The organism is Streptomyces xanthophaeus, from assembly GCF_000725805.1.
Taxonomy (GTDB): Bacteria; Actinomycetota; Actinomycetes; order Streptomycetales; family Streptomycetaceae; genus Streptomyces; species Streptomyces xanthophaeus.
The window spans coordinates 308,482-326,410 of record NZ_KL647134.1; the positions used below are offsets into that span (position 1 = coordinate 308,482).

Below are 17,929 nucleotides of genomic sequence, written 5' to 3' on the forward strand. Positions count from 1 at the left end.
TGCTCAGTCGATCACAGGCGGGACAACACGACGGTTGCTCTGCCAGGTCTCTTCGTCCTCGGCCAGGTAGTCGGGGCGTTCGCCCCCCTGCTCGTCACGGCGCTGACCCGGCGTGCGCGTGCCTGCGCCCGCATGGCCCATGGCACCCGCTCCCGCGCCGCCGTTCCGGACGAGACCCGAGCCTCCCTGGGTGAAGGGCTGTCCGCCCGTCACCGGGCGACCGCCCGCGGTCCCGGCCTGGCGCCCGCCTGCGACGCCGCCCGGCTCCGTGGCCAGGCGACGGCCCACCGGGGAACCACCCTGAACGCCGTGCCCGCCGCCGATCCCGTGACCCATGCCGCCGCCGCCGACGGGGCGGCCCGTCTGCTGGTGGCCTTCCGCACCGATGACAGTGCCGCGCGGAATGCCCGCGCCGGGGCCGTTGGGCGTCACCGGCCTGCCGCCCATGATCCCGCTGTCACGCGGAGGCAGACCCATGGGACCGACGAACTTGCCACCTGATCCACCCTGACCGGGCAGACCCGGGATCGGACCCAGGCCGACGGGACCGGGACCAACCGGCCGCTGCATGCCGGTGATCGGCGGCAGCGGCATGGCCGGAGGAAGCCCGACGGGGAGCGCAGGGCCCGGACCGACCGGCGACGGGCCCGTAGGGAGACCGGTGGTCGGGGGCAGGGTCGGATTCGGAGGCGCGATGACGCTGTCGATGTCCACGCCGACCTCCCGGTCCGGAAGACCGGGCAGAGGCGTCGGCGTGGGCACCGTCGTCGACGGAAGCGTGTTGTCCGGCTGAGGCTGGCGTCCAAGCGTCCGCCCCGGATCGTCCGAGTCTCCACGACTCACTGACGGAGAGGAAACGTCACCCATAGCCCTGCTGGAGGCGGTTCCACCGCCACTTCCGCCGCCATCCCGCGCCACGTCCTCGTACGGGTTCGCCGAGTCAGGAACCAGCACCGCCGGCGGCGGCGGGAATGTAGGAACCTTGGAGTTGTCCATCACCGTGGACGACTCGCTGTACCGGCCGGCCAGCTTGTTCATCGCGTCCACGGCCCTGCCGTGCTCCGCGTTCAGCTTCGCCAGTGCGTCCATGCCGCGCGGCGTCTGGAGTTCGGCCTTGGTCGCGGCGTCGGCGGCGGCGTTGTACGGGGGCATGTCCCCCTTCTGGCCTGCGGGGTCGGGCTTGACCTGGTACATGATCTGGGCGGTTTCGGTCATCTGCTTGCCCGCCGCGGCACTGTAGTCGGCCAGCACCAGAGTGGCGCTGCCCATCTGGTTCACCCACTCCTCGAAGGCGCGGGCCGCTTCGCCTTCCCAGCCCTTGACCTTGTGCTTCTTGAGGGCGGCGCCGATCGTCTTGATCGCTGCCGCAGCATCGGTGAGCTGAGTGCCGCGCGTCCGCACCACTTCCGGGTCGATCGCAGCGATCATCGCGTGCAGTTCTGCATGCGACATTCCCTCGAACTTCGTCATCAGACCACACCGCCCTTGTTCTTACCGTCGGCCTTCGGGCTGTCGTCCTGCTTCGCGTACGGGTCACGGTCCCGGACGTACTGATCGTGGGCCTGCTTGGCGATGGCAGCCATCCGCTGCCGCGCCTCCTCGTCCACGCCGGCGTAGCCCTTGCCCGCCGTCAGGATCGCGATGCCCAGGCCCTCGATCTGGGTCGCCAGGCCCTTCGACAGCTTGTGCAGCTCCGAGTGGACCGTCTTGTACGACGTGTAGAGCGCCTCGGCTTCCGTGAAGTTCTGGCCCAGTGCGCCCTTCGGCAGCGTGCCGTCGGCCAGCTTGCCGGGGTCCGCCGGGGACTTCTCCAGTGACGACAGGAGTTCGTCCACCAGGGTCTTGTAGTCCTTCAGCGATTCGTACTCGATCGTCAGCGCAGCCGCCTGCGCCCTGATCGACGCCGCCATGCTGCCTGACACGCCACCCAGAAAAGCTGCCGGCCCGTTGTCCTCTGCCACGATGGCCTCCCCGACTCCCCGTCTCCCCGTAGGAGCGGCGTCTCCGCCGCTCCCCGTCCCCGTTCGCAACCGTGTGCACGCACGCGTGACCGGTCCTACCGATCACTCTAGCGACCGGCGCCGACACTCCCAAGCCCGGGGTTGCACGTGCAATGCGGGTCACACGGTCAAGAGTTGGGAACCGACACCGCGGCCGAAGGCCTGATGGGGAGCCTGTTGACCGGCCGGCCCGTCGCCGCGCGCACCGCCGAGGCCACCGCGGCCGGGGCCGTCACGACCGGGACGGCGCTCGCCGCCTTGGCGCCGAAGGGGGCCACCACGTCCCGCTCCTCGACCAGTTTGACGATGCGGACCGCCGGGGCGTCCAGCGAGGTCGGCAGCGTGTAGCCGGTGAGGTCGGGGTGGCGGACCAAGCCGGAGACCGTACGGAGGTTCTCCGAGAGGGCCGCGCCCACGCCCTGGGTGACGCCCGCCTCGATACGGGCCGCCAGCTGACGGGGGTTGAGGATCCGGCCGACGTCCTGGGCCACCGCCAGCTCCACCACCCGTACGGAGCCCAGCTCGATGTCCACGTCCACCACCGCGCGGATCGCGCAGAAGGCGAGGCCCACGAAGGCGTCGCCCTGGCCGTCCCCGTCCAGGGGTTCCGTCGGGTGGGGGCGGCACTGGGCCGTCGCCCAGAGCTCCTTGCCCTCCAGGGCCTCGGCGACCGTCGTGGTGAACGCCCCGTCGTACGAGGTGATCCGGCCGTCCGTGATCTGCAACAGCTCGGTGGACATGCCCAGTTTGTGCGCCATCGGCTGGAGGAGCTGGGTGCGCACCATCTTCGCCGCCCGCTCCACGGCGCCGCCCGACACCCACGTGTGCCGGCCGTGCGCGGAGGCGCCCGCCGGCGGCTGGTCGGTGTCGACCGGGGCCATCACGACCTCGTCGACGCCCAGCGTCTCCTGGACGATCTGGCGGGCGAGCGTGGCGAAGCCCTGGCCGGTGTCGACCGCGGCGCAGATCACCGTCGCCGTGCCGCCCACGACCTTGACCGTCGCCGTCGACACCTCGTCGGTGCCCTCGGCGCCGAGCATGTGGACCATGCCGACCCCGTAGCCGACGCCGCGCCGCACCGCACCCGGCTCCCCCGCGCCCTCCGGTCCGCCCGGCAGCAGCCACTCGTCCTCGGGGGTGTCCTTCGGCAGCGCGGGCAGCTCGAAATCGCGTACCGCGCGCAGCAGTTCCGCCACGGGGGCGGGGCAGGTCACGGTCTGGCCGGTGGGCAGGAGGTCGCCCGTCGCCAGGACGTTGCGCATGCGCAGCTCGGCGCCGTCGATGCCGAGGGCGGCCGCGAGCTTGTCCATCTGGCCCTCGTACGCGGCGCACACCTGCATCGCGCCCTCGCCCCGGACGTGGCCCGACGGCGGGTTGTTGGTGCGTACCGCCCAGCCCTCCACGAAGGCGTGCGGGACGACGTACGGGCCGCAGGCGAAGGCCACCGCGGCCGCCAGCGACTCGGAGGACGCGTCGGCGTACGCGCCCGCGTCCATCAGGATCTGCGCCTCGACCTTGACCAGCCGGCCCTCCGCGTCCGCGTGGTGGCGGTAGCGCAGCATGGTCGGGTGGCGGTGGGTGTGGCCGAGGAAGGACTCCTCGCGGGTGGCGACCAGCTTGACGGGGCAGCCCGTGCGCAGGGCCAGCAGGCCCAGCGGCAGCTGGAAGGCGGCGTCCTCGCGGTCGGCGGTCGCGCCGGGGACCCCGGTGACGACGACGCGGACGCGGTCCGGCTCCAGGCCGAAGCAGGCCGCCGCCAGGTCGCGGTCGGTGTGCGGGTCGGTGGAGGCCGTGTACAGCTCGACGCCGCCGTCGGGCCGCGGTACGGCCAGTCCGGCCTCGGCGCCGATCGGGGCGGGGTCCTGGCGGCCGATGCGGTAGAGGCCCTCGACGACGACCTCGCCGGTCGCCTCGGGGTCGCCGTAGCGCAGCGGGATGTGCCGGATCAGGTTGCCGTCGGGGTGCAGGGCGGGGGCGCCGAAGGACTGCTCGGGGTCGGTGACCGGGTCGAGGAGCTCGTACTCGACGGCGATGGCGGCCGCGGCGAGCCGCGCCGTGTCGGGGTGGTCGGCGGCGACGGCGGCGATGGGTTCGCCGTGGTGGCGCACGACGTCGTGGGCGAACACCGGCCGGTCGGCGATGCGGCGGCCGTGCGTCGTGGCCCCGGGGACGTCGGCGTGGGTGACGACCGCGCGGACGCCGGGCATCTCGGCGGCGGCCGAGGTGTCGACGGACAGGATGCGGGCGTGGGCGTGCGGGGAGCGCAGGACGGCGGCCCACAGCAGGCCTTCGGCCCACAGGTCGGCGGCGTAGGGGAAGGTGCCCTCGGTCTTGGCCCGGGTGTCGGCGGCCGGGACGGAGGCCCCGATGCCGCGCGGTGCCTGCTGCCGGTCGCCGTCCTCGGTCGCCGCCAGGGCGGTCACCGTGTTGTTCAGTGCGGTCGTCGCCGTCGCCGCGTCCTGCCCGCTCACGCCGTGCCTCCGTGGTGGATGCCGCCCTCGCCGGGCGCTGCCTGGTGCGGGATGCGCGGCTCCGGGGAGCCCTGCGGGGCCGTGGGGTCGGCCGGTGCCGTGCCCGCCGCCCCGGATGCCGTGGCCTCGCGCTCGGCCACGACGTCGCGCACGGCGTCGATGACCCCCGCGTAGCCGGAGCAGCGGCAGAGGTTGCCGCACAGGGCCTGCCGGGTCTCCAGCTCGCTGGGGGCGTGGTTGCCTTCCAGCAGGTCGTGGATGGTCATGGCCATGCCGGGTACGCAGAACCCGCACTGCACCGCACCCGACCTGCACAACGCCTGCTGCACGTCCGAGAGTTCCCCGTCGGTCGCGAGACCTTCGACGGTGCGGACCTCACTGCCCGCGGCCGTCGCGGCCGGGACCAGGCAGGAGGCGACGAGCCGGCCGTCGACCTGCACGGCGCAGGCGCCGCATTCGCCCTGCGAGCAGCCGTCCTTGGCGCCGGCGAGGCCGAGGCGTTCGCGCAGCACGTAGAGGAGGGACTCGCCGATCCAGGCGCTGGTGACGGGGCGGTCGGCGCCGTTGACGCGCAGGACGTAGGAGGCCTGCGGGTGCTCGTCGGGTGCGGCGGCCGTCGTTTCTTCGTACGTCGGCTCCTCGGGCGGGAGACCTTCGGCGGTACCGGCGAGCGGAGGTGCCACAGCGAGATCGGCGGTGTCCTCGTCCCGCGTGGGCGCGGCCGTGGTGTCCTGGGGCTCGGGGGCGGCCTCGCCGGTCCCGGTCCCGGTCCCGGACCCGGCCTCGTGGCCGTGCCCGTGACCCTCCGCAGGCCCGTGCCCGTGCCCGTCCGCGGGGCCGTGCGCGGCCTCCGCGGCCGGGGCCTCCTCGGGCGCGGCCTGTCCGGGGGTGTGCTCGGGAGCGTGGCCGAAGGCCGTGAAGCCGTGGCCGTCGGTGTCCCCGGGGCCCGCGGGCCCGGCGGGGTCGGCCGCCGCGGCACCGGCCGTGCCGAAGGGGTCGAAGCCCCCGGCGGACGCGGCGGACTCATGGTGCCCGACCGACTCGTGGTGCTCGTGGTGCCCTGCATGCCCCACGTGCCCCACGTGCCCCACGTGCCCCGCGGCCGCAGCGGGCTCCCCCGGGTGCGGCCGCTCCCCGGCGACCGGCGTGCCCGCCGGGCCGTGCGCGGCCTCGATGTCGTGCGGCGCCGGGTGCGCCGGCTCGCCCTCCGGGAGCGGGGTGCCCACGCCGGGGCCGCCCAGCACGCGCGGCCCGTGCCCGCGGGAGCCGACCCCGGGTCCGCCGAACAGCCGTCCGGAGGCCGCGCCCGCGGAGGCGGCCGCCGCCGCGGCGGCCGATGCCGCCGCCTCGTCGGTGCCCGGGAGGAGGCCATGAAGGGTGCCCTGGTCGGCGCCGGGCCGGGGCGCCGCGTAGCCGCGGGCGCCGTCGAAGTCGGGGTGGTCGGCCCAGGGGGCCGCGGCGCCGCCGGGCAGGGTCGCCGGGGCCTGGCTCCAGTCGGCCGCGTAGCCGTTCTGCGGGAATTCCTCCGGCTGTCCGGACAGTTCCGGCAGGGCCCACTGGCCGGTCGTCGTGCCGGTCTCGGGCCCGGGCTCGTGCGCCGCCTCGGGGAAGCGCCATTCCGCCGTCTCGCCCGGGTCGTGGTCCGCTTCGGCCGCGGCGGGCTCCGCCGGGGCCGCTGCGGCCTGGCGCTGCTCGGCGAAGGCCGCGGCCACCGAGGCCGGGATCGGCACGGACGCCGGGATCGGTCCGCCGACGGAGGACGGGCCCGGGGCAGGGGCCTGTTCCTGCCCGGCCGCGCCCGCCTCGGGCCACTGGACGGGGATCGTCCAGGTGCCCGTGGCCGGGTCCGTGGTGGCGGAGCCGAGCGGCACGATCATCGGCGGCGGCACGTAGCCGTGCCCGGGGGCCGCGAGCGGTTCACCGGTGTCCAGCGCGTCCAGCATGTCCTGGGGCAGCTTCACGAAGGCCGTCGCGTCGGAGTCGTACTCGCCGCCGTGCGGCACCGGCTCCCAGCCCCAGTCGGATCCCGTCGGACCCGCCGGACCCGTGCCGTCCGGACTCCCCGTCGCTCCGCCCACGTACCCGTTCTCGTTCTCGCTCATGAGCTCAGTGCCCTCCCCAGGGCCCTTCGTGCCAGTACGGCCACCGTCCGCCGCAGATGCAGTACGCCGGGGGCCACCGGGTCCCCCTGGTCGGGCACGCAGGCGGCCGCGACGTAGTCGCCGAAGGCCTCCAGCGCCTCGGGGGCCAGGCTCCGCTCCCCGTCCCAGTCGATCAGCGAGGCCACCCACTGCTCGGCCTCCAGCGGCCGCAGCGGCATGGGGGCGACCGCACCGATCGCACACCGCACGCCCCGGCGCGCGGGGTCAAGTACGAGCCCCACGGACGCGACCGCGCGCCCGGGACCCGTACGTCCCGTGGCCTTCAGGAACACCTGCGGGGCGTGCAGCAGCGGCACCCGGACGAAGCCGATCAGTTCGCCGGGGCGCAGCATGTCGCGGCCGGCCAGCAGGTAGGACACCGGGATCTCCCGCTGCCCGCCCGGGCCGACGATCACGAGGACGGCTTCGAGCGCGGCCAGCACGGGCAGCGCGTCGCCGGTCGGCGCGGCGGTGGCGATGTTCCCGCCGAGGGTTCCGGCGTTGCGGATCTGCGGGGGGCCGGCGGCGCGCGCGGCGGCCGCGAGCGCGGGGATCAGAGCGGCGAAATCCGGCCGTCCCATCCGTGCGTGGGTGAGGCCCGCACCGAGGAGGGCGTGCCCGTCCTGGTACTGCCAGCCGCGGATCTCGTTGATCCGGCCCAGACCCACCAGGGCGGCGGGCCGCAGCAGCCCTGCGTTGACGGCGGCCATCAGGTCGGTGCCGCCGGCGACGGGCACGGCGGCGGGCATGGCGGTGAGCGCCGCCACGGCCTCGTCGAGCGAGACCGGCAGCGTCACGGAGTGCGCCGCCTGCGGCCCCTGGGGTCCCTGAGGTGAGTCCGGTGCGTGCAGTGCGTGCGGTGCGTGCGTGGTCAACCCAGCTGCCCCTTCCCGATGTCCCGGTTCCGGCGCTCGCGCCTGTCCGCCGTACGGTACGTCCTCACCGCCGGGACGTGGCAACTCTGGCACATCTTCCGCACCTCCCGGCGCGAGGGTCGGCCGGGCGCCCCCTCCGCCGCTCCGGCCCCCGGCACCCCCGCCGCTGCCCGGCCGTCCCGTGTGCGCACCTCACACCGATCGCCCGTTTTTCCCCGTATAGCCGGAAATCTAGGAAGAGTTCCGGTTCCCTTCATCAGGCGTCCGGCGGCGTTCCCTCTTTCGGGCGGCCGGGCACTCCGGGCCTCAGCTGCCACGGCAGCGGGCCGCCCGGCGGCCGGTAGCGGACCCCGAGGGCGTCCAGCCTGGCGTAGTGGGCCGTCATCCGCGCCTCGAAGGCCGCGAAGTCGCGTTCCCCGGGGGCCTGCTGCGGTGACCACACCACCTCGGCGAAGGCCGCGAGCCGCGGGAACGTCTGGTAGTCGACGCGGTCCTGGCTCTCCATCACCTCGGTCCAGACGTTGGCCTGGGCGCCGAGCACGCGGGCGGCCGCCTGCTGCGAGAGCTTCGGCGGCACCGGCTCGAAGCGGTAGACGTCCTCCAGCGTGCGCACGTACGCGATGGGCATCGGCTCGTCGGGGCCGTCCGCCTGACGGTAGTCCAGGTACACGTGCTGGTCCGGGCACATGACCACGTCGTGCCCGGCCTCGGCCGCGGCGACGCCGCCCGCGTACCCGCGCCAGGAGGACACGGTGGCCCCGGGCGCGAGTCCGCCCTCCAGGATCTCGTCCCAGCCGATGAGGCGGCGCCCTCGGGCGGCGAGCCAGCCGTCGAAGTGCCGGATGAACCAGGACTGGAGCCCGTCCTCGTCGTCCACGCCCAGCTCGCGGATCCGCGCCTGCGCCGCCGGGGAGGCCCGCCACTGGCCCTTGGGGCACTCGTCGCCGCCCACGTGCACGAAGGGCGAGACCTCGGCGGGGAACAGCTCCAGGACCTCCTCGAAGACCCCCTCGTAGAACCGCAGCACGGCCTCGGTGGGGGCGAGCACGTTCTCGTTGATCCCCCAGTCGTCCCACACGCGCAGGGCCGGGGTGTCGACCACGTCGGTGTTCCCGAGCTCCGGGTACGCGGCGATCGCGGCCTGCGAATGGCCCGGCAGGTCGATCTCGGGAACCACCCGCACGTGCCGCTCGGCGGCGTACGCGACGATCTCGCGGATGTCGTCCTGGGTGTAGAAGCCGCCGTGCGGGGTCTCGCTCCACAGCGGCGAGTCGCGGTGGCCCCAGCGGCTGCGCGCCCGCCACGAGCCGACCTCGGTGAGCCGCGGGTAGCGCCTGATCTCGATCCGCCAGCCCTGGTCGTCCGTCAGGTGCAGGTGCAGCACGTTGAGCTTGTGCGCGGCGAGCAGGTCGATGTAGCGCAGCACCGTGTCCTTGGGCATGAAGTGCCGGGCCACGTCGAGCAGCATGCCGCGCCATCCGAAGCGGGGGGCGTCGGCGATGTCCGCGTACGGCAGGTTCCAGGCGCTCCCGGGGAGCGGGGCCCTGCGGTAGACGGCCGGGCCCAGCAGCTGACGGAGCGTCTGCACGGCCCAGTACAGCCCGGCCCCGCTCGCGCCGGTCAGCACGGCGCCCGCGGCGTCGACGGTGACGGTGTACGCCTCCGCACCGGAGTCCGGCCCCGGGCCCGGGCCCGGCGCCCGCCCCAGCCCCGGGTCCAGGCGGAGCCGGATGTCCGCGGCCCCGTCCGGCCCGGCGGGCGGCAGGCTCCAGCCGGTGGCGGCGCCGAGTTCGTGGCGCAGGCGGCGCGCGGCGCCCTCCGTACCGGGACCGGCGTCGAGCAGCGGCTCGGGCCCGAAGTGGAAGCGGAGTCCGTCCTCATGGAAGACGGCGGCCCGGGGTGCGGGGATCAGGTCCATGCGTCAGCCCTTCGCAGTAGCCTGTTGCGCCCTGCGCAACGTCCGTTCCACAGAGCGCTTCTCGCCCAGACCCTAGTACGCCGAAGGCCCCCTGGATACGCCACTGCGCATCCAGGGGGCCTTCGTCCTGCGGTACCTCATGCGGTCCGGCCCGCATGGCGGCCGGACCGGGGCGGGCTACTTGTCCTTGCCGCCCTTGTCCTTGTCCCCGCCGGGGCCCATGGACTCGTAGATCTCCTTGCACATGGGGCAGACCGGGTACTTCTTCGGGTCGCGGCCCGGCACCCAGACCTTGCCGCAGAGCGCGACGACGGGGGTGCCCCCGAGCGCGCTCTCCATGATCTTGTCCTTCTGGACGTAGTGGGCGAAGCGCTCGTGGTCGCCGTCGCCGTGGGACACCTGCGGCGTCGGCTCTACGAGGGTCCCCGTACCAGTCCCGCGCTCGGGCTCAAGAGTGCTCATAAAGCCAGGGTACTGAACACCTCAGGTCCTAGTTCAGCGACGGGTCGTCCGGATAGGTGGCGACCATCGCGAGCTCGCTGCGCTGGCGGCGCAGCACCGCCCGCCACAGCCGTTCCGGGTCGGGGAAGGACACGTCCCCGGGCTCCGACTCCACGACGTACCAGGCGCCCTCGCCCAGCTCGGTCTCCAGCTGGCCCGGCCCCCAGCCGGAGTAACCGGCGAAGATCCGCAGGCTCCCGAGGGCCGGCCCGAGCAGTTCCGGCGGCGTCTCCAGGTCGACCAGGCCGATCGCCCCGTGCACCCGGCGCCAGCCCAGCGGACCGTCCTCGCCGGGGATGACGGCCACGCCCAGGGCCGAGTCCAGCCCCACCGGACCGCCCTGGAAGACCACGCCCGGATCACCGGCCAGGGACGCCCAGGGCAGCAGGACGTCGCCGACGCCCACCGGGGTCGGCCGGTTGAGGACCACGCCGAGCGACCCCTGCTCGTCGTGATCGAGCAGGAGCACCACGGCCCGGTCGAAATTCGGGTCCGCGAGGGCGGGCGTGGCCACGAGCAGTCTCCCTGTGAGGGAGGACACCTCGGTCATGCCGCCATGATCTCGCACAATCGCCGTTCCGGGGGAGCCGACGGCGAGATCGGACACCGCGCAGCTCAGGCCGCACGGCGTCCGGACCGGACCGCGTACGCCGGGAGAGCCGGAACGCGACGCTCCGCCATGAGGTGGGTACGGAGGGTGTTGTACCGAATTCATGACAGTCCTACGGCCGCGTCAGCCATACAAACAAAGGGGTGGTGACCCTTACTCTTTTCTCTGGCCCCCTGCCCACCCCTCCCGGAACGCGAGATTCATGACCGGCATCAGTGACGATGTACTGCTTGTCCACGGCGGCACCCCGCTTGAGGGCGAGATCCGAGTCCGCGGTGCGAAGAACCTCGTGCCCAAGGCCATGGTCGCCGCGCTGCTCGGCAGTGGACCCAGCCGCCTGCGCAACGTTCCCGACATCCGTGACGTGCGCGTCGTACGCGGTCTGCTCCAGCTCCACGGGGTGACGGTCCGCCCCGGCGAGGAGCCGGGCGAGCTGGTGCTCGACCCCACGCACGTCGAGAGCGCGAACGTCGCCGACATCGACGCGCACGCGGGCTCGTCGCGCATCCCGATCCTCTTCTGCGGCCCCCTCCTGCACCGCCTCGGCCACGCCTTCATCCCGGGCCTCGGCGGCTGCGACATCGGCGGACGGCCGATCGACTTCCACTTCGACGTGCTCCGCCAGTTCGGCGCGACCATCGAGAAGCGCGAAGGCGGCCAGTACCTGGAGGCGCCGCAGCGCCTGCGCGGCTGCAAGATCCGCCTCCCGTACCCCTCGGTCGGCTCGACCGAGCAGGTGCTGCTGACGGCCGTCCTGGCCGAGGGCGTCACCGAGCTCAGCAACGCCGCGGTGGAGCCGGAGATCGAGGACCTCATCTGCGTCCTGCAGAAGATGGGCGCGATCATCTCCGTCGACACCGACCGGACCATCCGGATCACGGGCGTCGACAGCCTCGGCGGCTACAACCACAAGGCGCTCCCGGACCGTCTGGAGGCCGCCTCCTGGGCGTCCGCGGCGCTGGCGACCGGCGGCAACATCTACGTGCGCGGCGCTCAGCAGCGCTCGATGATGACGTTCCTGAACACCTTCCGCCGGGTCGGCGGAGCGTTCGAGATCGACGACAACGGCATCCGCTTCTGGCACCCGGGCGGCCCGCTCAAGGCCATCGCGCTGGAGACGGACGTCCACCCCGGCTTCCAGACGGACTGGCAGCAGCCCCTCGTGGTGGCCCTGACGCAGGCCTCCGGCCTCTCGATCGTCCACGAGACGGTCTACGAGTCCCGGCTCGGCTTCACCTCGGCGCTCAACCAGATGGGTGCTCACATCCAGCTGTACCGCGAGTGCCTGGGCGGCAGCGCGTGCCGCTTCGGCCAGCGCAACTTCCTGCACTCGGCGGTCGTCTCCGGCCCGACCAAGCTGCAGGGCGCCGACCTGGTCATCCCCGACCTGCGCGGCGGCTTCTCGTACCTGATCGCGGCGCTGGCGGCCGAGGGCACCTCGCGGGTCCACGGCATCGACCTCATCAACCGCGGCTACGAGAACTTCATGGAGAAGCTCGTCGAACTCGGCGCGAAGGTCGAGCTCCCCGGCGGCGACCTCGTCTGACGCCCCGCCGGGGCGTCCCGCACGGGCTCCCTGCGCAGGCGCCTGACGCACCGTTCGCGAAAGCCCCCCCGGCCGAGAAGGCCGGGGGGGCTTCCGTATGGCCCCTGGAGGCCCTCAGGGGGCTCCAGGGGCCCGGACAGGCCGAAGGGCGGCCACCCTCCCGGGGTGGCCGCCCTCCGTCGTCCTACGCAAAGCTGCGCACTACTCGGCGTCCGGGAGCCTGTGCGGCCTCCGGGCGCCGGGGCAGGACTACTTGCCCTTGGCGGCTTCCTTGAGCTTGGAGCCCGCGGAGACCTTCACGCTGTAGCCGGCCGGGATCTGGATGGGGTCGCCGGTCTGCGGGTTGCGCGCGGTGCGAGCGGCACGGTGGGTGCGCTCGAAGGTCAGGAAGCCGGGGATGGTGACCTTCTCGTCGCCCTTGGCGACAATCTCGCCGACGGTCTCGGCGAGCGCGGCCAGAACGGCGTCGGCGTCCTTGCGGGTCACCTCGGCGCGCTCGGACAGAGCGGCCACCAGCTCACTGCGGTTCATGTTGTACTCCCGTGTTCAACTTGCCTTAGAGGCGTGAGATCGAAGCCGATGCTGCCAGGGCCCTCGGACAGTCCCCGGACCCGGGTCTGAACGTCAGACCCTCTCGCCCGGTTACGCATCCTGCCCCCACCAGCGGCGGGAAAGCCAATCCGGCACCCGCCGGGGTCACACGAAAAGCGCCACAGTCACGCGGCGGTGACGCTCCGTCCGCACTCGCCGGATGCGGACCGCGGACCTCGCGGGCATCCCCGCAACCCTAGAGGCGGCCCACCGGGCCCGCATCCCGCGACGCGCCGGGACCGGCCGCCCGTGACCCGTGAGGGCCGTCACAGGCGGCCCCGCCCGCCTCAGGCCGTGGAGGCGGCCTTGCGGACGGCGCCCGCGACCGCGCCGGCGACCTTGTCGTTGAAGACCGACGGGATGATGTAGTTCGCGTTCAGCTCGTCCTCGCCCACGACGTCCGCCAGCGCGCTCGCGGCGGCCAGCATCATCTCCGTGTTCACGGTGCGGGACTGGGCGTCCAGCAGGCCGCGGAAGACACCCGGGAAGACCAGGACGTTGTTGATCTGGTTCGGGAAGTCGGAGCGCCCGGTGGCCACCACGGCAGCGGTCTGACGGGCGACGGCCGGGTCGACCTCGGGGTCCGGGTTCGCGAGCGCGAACACGATCGCGCCCTCGGCCATGGCCGCCACGTCCTCGCCGGACAGCACGTTCGGGGCCGAGACGCCGATGAAGACGTCGGCGCCGACCACGGCCTCCTTCAGCGTGCCCGTGTACCCCTCGGGGTTGGTGTTGTCGGCGATCCAGCGCAGCGGGGAGTCGGGGGCGGCGTCGACCAGGTCGGGCCGGTCCGCGTGCACCACACCGTGGATGTCGGCGCTCACCGCGTTCTTGACGCCCGCCGCGAGGAGCAGCTTGAGGATGGCCGTACCGGCCGCGCCGGCGCCCGACATGACCACCTTGACGTCGCCAACTGCCTTGCCCACGACGCGCAGTGCGTTGGTGAGGGCGGCGAGCACGACGATCGCGGTGCCGTGCTGGTCGTCGTGGAAGACGGGGATGTCGAGGGCCTCGCGCAGCCGGGCCTCGATCTCGAAGCAGCGCGGCGCGGAGATGTCCTCCAGGTTGATGCCCGCGAAGCCGGGGGCGATGGCCTTGACGATCGCGACGATCTCATCGCTGTCCTGCGTGTCGAGGCAGATCGGCCACGCGTCGATGCCCGCGAAGCGCTTGAAGAGGGCCGCCTTGCCCTCCATGACGGGCAGCGCGGCCATCGGGCCGATGTTGCCCAGACCCAGGACGGCGGAGCCGTCCGTCACGACTGCGACGGAGTTGCGCTTGATGGTCAGGCGGCGCGCGTCCTCGGGGTTCTCGGCGATCGCCATGCACACGCGGGCCACGCCCGGGGTGTAGATCATCGAGAGGTCGTCACGGTTGCGGATGGGGTGCTTGGACGCCATCTCGATCTTGCCGCCGAGGTGCATGAGGAAGGTGCGGTCGGAGACCTTGCCGAGGCTGACGCCCTCGATCCCGCGGAGCTTCTCGACGATCTCGTCCGCGTGCGCGGTGGAGGTCGCGGCGATGGTGACGTCGATCCGGAGCTTCTCGTGGCCGGAAGCGGTCACGTCGAGGCCGGTGACCGAACCACCGGAGGACTCCACGGCGGTGGTGAGCTGGGAGACCGCGGTTCCGCTCGCGGGCACTTCCAGGCGGACCGTCATCGAATACGAGACGCTGGGCGCCGTTGCCATGGCCGTGTTCCTCTTCTGTCCCTGGTTTTCGCTGTACACACAGGGCCCCGCGCTGCACTGGCCGAGAACATGGCAGGTGCGGCAGGACCTGTTGTCCGATCGTCCCACCTACCAGCCGGTAAAAGGTAACCAGCTACAAATTTCGGAAGAACTCTTCCACCATACGAGATAGTAGGCCGCAGTGGAATCGTGTTTTAACACAAAACAGGTCCGCGCCCTCCACTGGTGGAGGACGCGGACCTGGTGAAATGACTAGCGACACCGACCCGCCATGCTCGCCTCGCGGCAAGTGGTCGCTCTAGGCGACGAAGGTTGGGCCCGGGGGCTTGGATCGAGTCGGTGCCGTACCCCAGGCTAACAAAGGATCGCCGAATGCGATCCCCCTCCAGGCAGCGTTCTCCCGCGACCACGCGCCTGGCCGCGGGCCAACCGGCCGTACGGGACCCCGCGCGGCCCGCGAGGTCCCCGCCGCTACGGCCGGAGCAGCTCCGGCACCCCGTCCGGCCCCGGACGGTCCCGTTCCGCCGAGACCACGGTCAGCTGCTGCGTCGCACGCGTCAGCGCCACGTACAGCACCCGCAGGCCCGCCGGGGACTCGTCCGCGATCTCCGCCGGGGAGACCACCACCGTCGCGTCGTACTCCAGGCCCTTGGCCTCCAGGCTGCCCAGCGCCACCGCCCGCTCGCCCAGCTCGGCCAGCCACTGCGCGGCCTCCGCGCGCCGGTCCATGGCCACGACCACGCCGACGGTGCCGTCCACCTGCTCCAGCAGCCTGCGCGTCTCCTCACGGACCGCGGTGCCCAGATCGCCCGCCGCGGCCGTGAAACGGGGCTCCAGCCCCGTGGAACGCACCGCCGAGGGCGGCTCCATCCCCGGCATCGCCAGCCGCAGCACCCGGGCCGCGACCTCGGCGACCTCTGCCGGGTTGCGGTAGTTCACCGTGAGGGTGAACCGGCGCCGCGGCCGCGAGCCCAGCGCCTCGTCACGGGCCGCGGCCGCCTCGTCCGGGTCCGTCCAGGAGGACTGCGCCGGATCGCCGACCACCGTCCAGGTGCCGTGCCGGCCCCGGCGGCCCACCATCCGCCACTGCATGGGCGTCAGGTCCTGGGCCTCGTCCACGATGACGTGCGCGTACTCGGTGCGCTCCGCCGCGAGCCGCTCGGCCCGCTCCCACTGGGTCTCCTCGCGGGCCGGCATCAGCTCCTCCAGCCCGCTGAGCTGCTCCAGCGGGTCCATCTCCCGGCGGCGCCTGGGCCGGGCGGGCGCGCCGAGGAGCAGCTGGAGCTCGTCCAGCAGCGCCACGTCGTGCACCGACAGCGGGCCCTTGCCGTCCGGGCCCACCCGGCGCAGCGAACGGGCCAGCTGGCGGGTCTCGCGCGGGTTCAGGTCCCGGCGCGACCAGCGGCCCAGGCGGCGCTCGTCCGCCATCGCGGCGAGCACCCCGCGCGGGGTCAGCTCGGGCCACCAGGCGTTCAGGAAGCCGATGAAGGCGTCCTCGGTGGAGATGTCCTCGTCGAAGGCGGAGCGCAGCTCGGCGGCCAGCTCCGGGTCGCTGTGCCGGCCGGCGCTGCCGGACTTCGCGTACAGCGCGTCGAGGAGCAGCTTGCGGGCGCGCGGGCGCAGCAGGTTGACCGGCGCGGTGCCGCTGAGCACGGTCTGCCGGATCCGGTTCAGCTCGGCGGACTCCAGCTCCTGGCGGCGGCCGAAGGCCACCACGCGCAGCCGGTCCGGGGCGTCCCCGAGCTCCAGGGCGCCCCGGACGGCCTTGCGCAGCACCTTGAGCATCCGCGAGGAGCCCTTGATCCGGGCCACGGCCGGTTCGTCGTACGTGGTCGCCTCGGCGCCGTCGACCAGCGAGCCCAGGGCCCGGATGGCCACCTGGCCCTCCTCGCCGAGCGAGGGCAGGACGCCCTCGGTGTAGGCGACGAGCAGCGGGGTCGGGGAGACGATCAGGATGCCGCCGGAGTAGCGGCGCCGGTCCTGGTAGAGCAGGTAGGCGGCGCGGTGCAGGGCCACGGCGGTCTTGCCGGTGCCGGGCCCGCCCGCGACCTCGGCGACGGACGCGGCGGGCGCCCGGATGACGAGGTCCTGCTCGGCCTGGATGGAGGAGACGATGTCCCGCATCGAGTGCGTACGGGCCCGCCCGAGCGCGGCCATCAGGGCGCCGTCGCCGATGACGGGCAGCTCGCGGCCGTCCAGGGAGGCGGTGACCTCGGGGCGCATCAGGTCGTCCTCCACGCCCAGCACCTTGCGGCCCTTGGAGCGGATGACGCGCCGGCGCACGACCCGGCCGGGCTCCTTGGGCGTGGAGCGGTAGAACGGCGCGGCGGCCGGCGCGCGCCAGTCGATGACCAGCGGGGCGTAGTCGGAGTCCAGGACCCCGATGCGGCCGATGTGGAGGGTCTCGGCGATGTCGGCCGTGAGGTCCTCGCGGATCGCGTCCTCGGCCGGTTCGACGGAGGTGTAGGCGCCGTCCGGCCCCCGTTCCCCGTCCTTGCCGAGGACCAGGTCGACGCGGCCGAAGAGGAAGTCCTCGAACTCGTTGTTGAGCCGGTTCAGGTGGATGCCCGCCCGGAAGACCTGCGCGTCGCGCTCGGCGAGCGCACCGGGTGTCCCCACCTGGCCGCGCTTGGCCGCGTCGTTCATCAGGAACTCGGCCTCGTGGATCTTCTCCTCGAGGCGTCGGTACACCTGGTCGAGATGCGTCTGCTCGACCGCGATCTCCCGATCACGGACGGAATCCGCCGTGCTGTCGACAGCGGCATTCTGCGCGGCCACCAAGGCCCCTTTCTGACGTGCATGGGCGACCGTCAACCGTACGCGAATGAGGACCCGGTCCGCACGCCCGTTCCGGAACCGGGGGCCGCCGGGTCGGGCGGAGCCCGCAGGCGGGTCAGGCGGAGCCGGCCGCCAGGGCCCGGCGGCGGTGCCGGGCGACGCGTTCCCGGTTGCCGCACAGCTCGCTGGAGCACCAGCGGCGCCGGTGCCCGCGGGAAGTGTCCAGGTAGACCCGGGTGCAGCCGTCCCCCTCGCAGGCGCGCAGCAGGGCCAGGTCGCCGGGGTCGGTCAGCAGTTCCACCGCGTCGCGGGCGACGGCCGCGAGGAGCGCGCCGCATTCCGCTCCGCCGGACAACTCCCGCACCAGGTGACCTTCTTGGTCCCGTACGGCACACAGTCCCGGGGGTGGACCGGCCGCCAGCGCGTTGACCCGGGCGAGGGCACGCTCGTCGGGTTCGGCCGCGGCCAGTTCCGCCCGTACGAGGGTGTCCACGTCACCGCGCAGGGACCGGAAGGCCGCCACCCAGTCGGGTCCCACCCGGGCCAGGGGCGTCCGGTCGGGGACCAGTCCGGCTCCGGCGAGCCACAGGCGCAGCTCGTCGCCGTCCCGGAGCCCCTCGTGCGGGGTGAAGGTGGCCACCAGGTCCAGGCAGACCCGGCCGGAATCGAACCGCATGCCCGTCACCGCCTCGCTGTAGGGCGTCTAGGTGTGTTGTCCGGACAGGTTGGTGACGCGGCTGGCGGGTGTTTGGCCTTGGATGCCGGTGTGGGGCCGGTGGTAGTTGTACCAGTCGATCCAGTCGGTGA

Annotated in this window: 14 protein-coding genes; 1 reads left to right on the top strand and 13 read right to left on the bottom strand. The window is 73.3% G+C overall.

The window, feature by feature from the left end:
- Positions 1-3: 3 nt before the first annotated feature.
- From IO30_RS0135955 to IO30_RS0135990, 8 genes are all read right to left on the bottom strand, one after another.
- Entirely contained in the window at positions 4-1,470 is a 1,467-nt protein-coding gene (locus IO30_RS0135955; protein ID WP_051902804.1) for a WXG100 family type VII secretion target, read from the bottom strand.
- Positions 1,470-1,922 carry a hypothetical protein gene (locus IO30_RS0135960; protein ID WP_078904373.1) on the bottom strand — a complete coding sequence of 151 codons (453 nt, stop codon included), beginning with the start codon at positions 1,920-1,922 and terminating at the stop codon, positions 1,470-1,472. Before IO30_RS0135960 ends, IO30_RS0135955 begins: the two co-directional genes overlap by 1 nt.
- A 206-nt stretch (positions 1,923-2,128) precedes the next feature.
- Positions 2,129-4,471 carry a xanthine dehydrogenase family protein molybdopterin-binding subunit gene (locus IO30_RS0135965; protein WP_031150215.1) on the bottom strand — a complete coding sequence of 781 codons (2,343 nt, stop codon included), beginning with the start codon at positions 4,469-4,471 and terminating at the stop codon, positions 2,129-2,131.
- A complete protein-coding gene (locus IO30_RS47445) occupies positions 4,468-6,573 on the bottom strand; it encodes a 2Fe-2S iron-sulfur cluster-binding protein (RefSeq protein WP_051902805.1) in 2,106 nt (701 codons plus the stop codon). Before IO30_RS47445 ends, IO30_RS0135965 begins: the two co-directional genes overlap by 4 nt.
- Positions 6,570-7,487: an FAD binding domain-containing protein gene (locus IO30_RS0135975; RefSeq protein WP_373316499.1), complete on the bottom strand. Its 918-nt coding sequence runs from the start codon at positions 7,485-7,487 to the stop codon at positions 6,570-6,572. Before IO30_RS0135975 ends, IO30_RS47445 begins: the two co-directional genes overlap by 4 nt.
- Positions 7,488-7,743: 256 nt before the next feature.
- Entirely contained in the window at positions 7,744-9,405 is a 1,662-nt protein-coding gene (locus tag IO30_RS0135980) for a beta-N-acetylhexosaminidase (RefSeq protein ID WP_031150221.1), read from the bottom strand.
- A 177-nt stretch (positions 9,406-9,582) separates the two neighbouring features.
- On the bottom strand, positions 9,583-9,867 hold the full coding sequence (locus IO30_RS0135985; protein WP_030161320.1) for a DUF3039 domain-containing protein: 285 nt from the start codon (positions 9,865-9,867) through the stop codon (positions 9,583-9,585).
- Positions 9,868-9,895: 28 nt separating this feature from the next.
- Positions 9,896-10,456 (bottom strand): YqgE/AlgH family protein, encoded by a 561-nt coding sequence (locus tag IO30_RS0135990; protein WP_031150224.1) that lies wholly within the window; start codon positions 10,454-10,456, stop codon positions 9,896-9,898.
- A gap of 262 nt (positions 10,457-10,718) precedes the next feature.
- Between IO30_RS0135990 and murA the strand changes: the two genes are divergently transcribed.
- On the top strand, positions 10,719-12,062 hold the full coding sequence (gene murA, locus IO30_RS0135995) for a UDP-N-acetylglucosamine 1-carboxyvinyltransferase (RefSeq protein WP_031150226.1): 1,344 nt from the start codon (positions 10,719-10,721) through the stop codon (positions 12,060-12,062).
- 249 nt (positions 12,063-12,311) lie between these two features.
- On the opposite strand, the gene IO30_RS0136000 is transcribed toward murA, so the two are convergent.
- From IO30_RS0136000 to IO30_RS44140, 5 genes are all read right to left on the bottom strand, one after another.
- Complete coding sequence (locus tag IO30_RS0136000) at positions 12,312-12,593, bottom strand: HU family DNA-binding protein (RefSeq protein ID WP_007264399.1); 282 nt, start codon at positions 12,591-12,593, stop codon at positions 12,312-12,314.
- Between the two features lie 347 nt (positions 12,594-12,940).
- Entirely contained in the window at positions 12,941-14,344 is a 1,404-nt protein-coding gene (locus IO30_RS0136005) for an NAD-dependent malic enzyme (protein WP_031150230.1), read from the bottom strand.
- Between the two features lie 471 nt (positions 14,345-14,815).
- Positions 14,816-17,122: a HelD family protein gene (locus IO30_RS0136010; RefSeq protein WP_031150232.1), complete on the bottom strand. Its 2,307-nt coding sequence runs from the start codon at positions 17,120-17,122 to the stop codon at positions 14,816-14,818.
- A gap of 115 nt (positions 17,123-17,237) precedes the next feature.
- Complete coding sequence (locus IO30_RS0136015) at positions 17,238-17,798, bottom strand: CGNR zinc finger domain-containing protein (protein WP_031150234.1); 561 nt, start codon at positions 17,796-17,798, stop codon at positions 17,238-17,240.
- A 27-nt stretch (positions 17,799-17,825) separates the two neighbouring features.
- Positions 17,826-17,929: integrase core domain-containing protein (locus tag IO30_RS44140; RefSeq protein ID WP_157853447.1), on the bottom strand; the 104-nt coding region annotated here is incomplete at its 5' end.

Coding starts and splice junctions, on each gene's coding strand:
- IO30_RS0135990 (WP_031150224.1), bottom strand. CDS start 10,456: ATGACCGAGGTGTCCTCCCTCACAGGGAGACTGCTCGTGGCCACGCCC.
- IO30_RS0135955 (WP_051902804.1), bottom strand. CDS start 1,470: ATGACGAAGTTCGAGGGAATGTCGCATGCAGAACTGCACGCGATGATC.
- IO30_RS0136015 (WP_031150234.1), bottom strand. CDS start 17,798: ATGCGGTTCGATTCCGGCCGGGTCTGCCTGGACCTGGTGGCCACCTTC.
- IO30_RS47445 (WP_051902805.1), bottom strand. CDS start 6,573: ATGAGCGAGAACGAGAACGGGTACGTGGGCGGAGCGACGGGGAGTCCG.
- IO30_RS0135985 (WP_030161320.1), bottom strand. CDS start 9,867: ATGAGCACTCTTGAGCCCGAGCGCGGGACTGGTACGGGGACCCTCGTA.
- IO30_RS0136000 (WP_007264399.1), bottom strand. CDS start 12,593: ATGAACCGCAGTGAGCTGGTGGCCGCTCTGTCCGAGCGCGCCGAGGTG.
- murA (WP_031150226.1), top strand. CDS start 10,719: ATGACCGGCATCAGTGACGATGTACTGCTTGTCCACGGCGGCACCCCG.
- IO30_RS0136005 (WP_031150230.1), bottom strand. CDS start 14,344: ATGGCAACGGCGCCCAGCGTCTCGTATTCGATGACGGTCCGCCTGGAA.
- IO30_RS0135980 (WP_031150221.1), bottom strand. CDS start 9,405: ATGGACCTGATCCCCGCACCCCGGGCCGCCGTCTTCCATGAGGACGGA.